At 52.7% G+C, this 2,391-nt stretch carries 3 protein-coding genes; 2 read left to right on the top strand and 1 reads right to left on the bottom strand.

Annotated features, from left to right (window positions below; all coding sequences use genetic code 11):
- Together ACJROR_RS04875 and rsxA are read left to right on the top strand one after the other, a co-directional pair.
- Positions 1-496: PD-(D/E)XK nuclease domain-containing protein (locus ACJROR_RS04875; RefSeq protein WP_406546118.1), on the top strand; the 496-nt coding region annotated here is incomplete at its 5' end.
- Between the two features lie 277 nt (positions 497-773).
- Positions 774-1,352 carry an electron transport complex subunit RsxA gene (gene rsxA, locus ACJROR_RS04870; protein WP_406546117.1) on the top strand — a complete coding sequence of 193 codons (579 nt, stop codon included), beginning with the start codon at positions 774-776 and terminating at the stop codon, positions 1,350-1,352.
- 98 nt (positions 1,353-1,450) lie between these two features.
- Here rsxA and ACJROR_RS04865 read toward each other — a convergent pair.
- Positions 1,451-2,391, bottom strand: a 941-nt coding sequence (locus ACJROR_RS04865) for an Asd/ArgC dimerization domain-containing protein (RefSeq protein WP_406546116.1), incomplete at its 5' end; no start/stop codon positions are given.

Raw genomic sequence — 2,391 nt, 5'->3', positions numbered from 1 at the left:
CGGCATGCGCCGGTTTTTCAGCAGGAATCCGGTTATGAGAAAACATGCCGCGGATTTTATCAAGAGTCTGTTTTCCGGCAATGCCGCGGAAACGCAGGAGCATCTCAGCAGTCTTCTGGCCAAATATGTTTCCGTAAGAGACTTTGCCACTAACGCTCCAAAGGAAAACTACTACCACGGTTTTATAAACGGTCTATTGGTTAACGGAGTCTCCCTGATTAAAGAACAGAAATCAAATTTTGAATCCGGGGAGGGGTATATAGACTTAATAATCCAATCTTCCGGCAGTGAACAAATCATTGTCATTTTGGAGCTGAAGCAGACAGATGATGAAAACCGCGATAAAGCGCTTATAGCCAGATCGGCCATAGATCAGGTTCTCGACAAAAAATATGCAGATCCCTATTTAGAGAGACAAGATATCGAAGGAGTTTACGCTTACGGCATCTGCTTCTTCAAAAAACGCTGTTCGGTGGCGGTGCGGACGCTGAAATAACCCACATTCCCCACTGAAGGCATCACTCTGTAAGCGAGGTGTTTCTCACCTCGCTGTTAATTTCACAGCTACCGCATTGACATAATTCAGTCAGACTATCTTGTTGCGGTTTGCAACAATGGCCGCACAGAGCAGCGACAATAATCAAGACGCAAAAGAGCCTCGCATAGCATTCAAACAATTCTCGAAATGACGGCACGGAGCGTATTTCCTGCCCCTTGGGATTTTCCGGGCATCTGGGATATAATGACGCCGTTCAAAACTTGAGGGAGCCTTCATGTCCTACGTTCTTCTGTTCCTGAGCGCCGCCATTGTGAATAACTTTGTGCTGGTACGCTTTCTGGGTATCTGCCCTTTTATCGGCGTGTCCAAGCAGCTGTCTTCAGCCACCGGCATGGGAATAGCCACTACCTTTGTGCTGGTGCTGACATCTCTGGCCTGCTACGCTATGGAAAAGCTGGTGCGGGTGCCTCTGGACATCACAGAGCTCCGCCTTATAACGGATATCGTCATGATTGCCGCCGTGGTGCAGTTTACCGAGCTTATGGTGAAGCATATCAGTCCGGAGCTTTTCCGTCTTCTGGGGATCTACCTTCCTCTTATCACCACCAACTGCATTGTGCTGGGCCTGGCAATCCTTAACGTGAATATGGGACACGGCCTTCTGGAGGTGCTGGTATTCAGTCTGGGAGCCGGAGCCGGCTTCACGCTGGTATTGGTGCTCTTTGCGGCCATGCGGGAAAGGATAAATAACGCCAACACCCCGGCCCCCTTCCGCGGCAGCGCTATCGCTCTTATCACCGCAGGTCTTCTGTCCATGGCCTTTATGGGCTTTACCGGAATTATTCAACAGTAAAAAGTTAAGGAGAGCCTTGCTTTGGCAGGCTCTCCTTAACGTCTTATCCTCAGGGATGCTCCGGACTTACCGGGCTCCCCTTCCAGTCCTTCCCCGCATTACTTTCCGCCGGCCAAAAGCCTGAGAAGCTCGCAGGCATTAGCGGCCATGCCGTGTCCGTCATTATCGGACAGCGCCAGGAAGGAACAGGTACGGGCATCGGTCATTCTGAGCCGGGAAATCAGAATCTCGGGTTCGTCCCGGGCCAGGGGCACCGGAGTGAGCTCTCCCTCCTCTTCAGAAAGAAATCTCGTGCTGCCGGGAACAGCCAGAAGCTTTTCCAGATCGGCTTTAGCGGTATCCTTTGCAAGCTTCAGGGTAATGCTGGCCAGATAGCCGTGAAATACCGGCATCAGCACAGAGGTCAGGGATAAGGCGGGAAGATCAGGCAGCAAGACCCTAAGCTCCTCAATAATGCCGGCTTCGCGGGAAGTGCTGCCGTCAGGAAAGAGATCCCCGATAGCTGTATGAATGTTAAAGGCCATCTGGGTGCTGAAAATCCCTGATGATACCGGCCGGAGGTTGAGCACGCTGGCAGTCTCCCGCCCGAGATCCATGGCCCCGCCGCTCCTGAGACCCGAAGCGGATTCCATAAGAGTTACCGCGGCGCTTTCCAGAAGCCCGGCAGCTGTTACCGGCTTCAGCGTATCTAAGAGCAGCATGGCGCCGGAATCCGCCGAATAATATACCGGAGTTACCGCTGGATTCCAGAAATCATCTCCCGGATGGTCTCCCTTTTTAAAAAGGCCGGAAAGCTCCTTTCCCGCCGGATAATGCATAAGATCCAGGGCCGGCGTTCCGGCCTTAACGGCCAAAGCCAGGCATTCCCGGGAATCAGCGCTGTCTCCGCAGATCAGCACCGCATCCGCAGTTTTGAAATCGAAGCTCTTTACCGGCACTACCGGAAAATCCTGCTCCATAAAGGAAGCCGTGTCATACTGCGAGGCCTCAGAGCTCAGGGGGATGATATCCTCCACGGAAACTCCGGCATCCCGAAGGC

The sequence above is a fragment of the Succinimonas sp. genome, from assembly GCF_045225735.1.
Classification (GTDB): Bacteria; Pseudomonadota; Gammaproteobacteria; order Enterobacterales; family Succinivibrionaceae; genus Succinimonas.
This window is presented reverse-complemented; position numbering and strand designations above follow the sequence as displayed.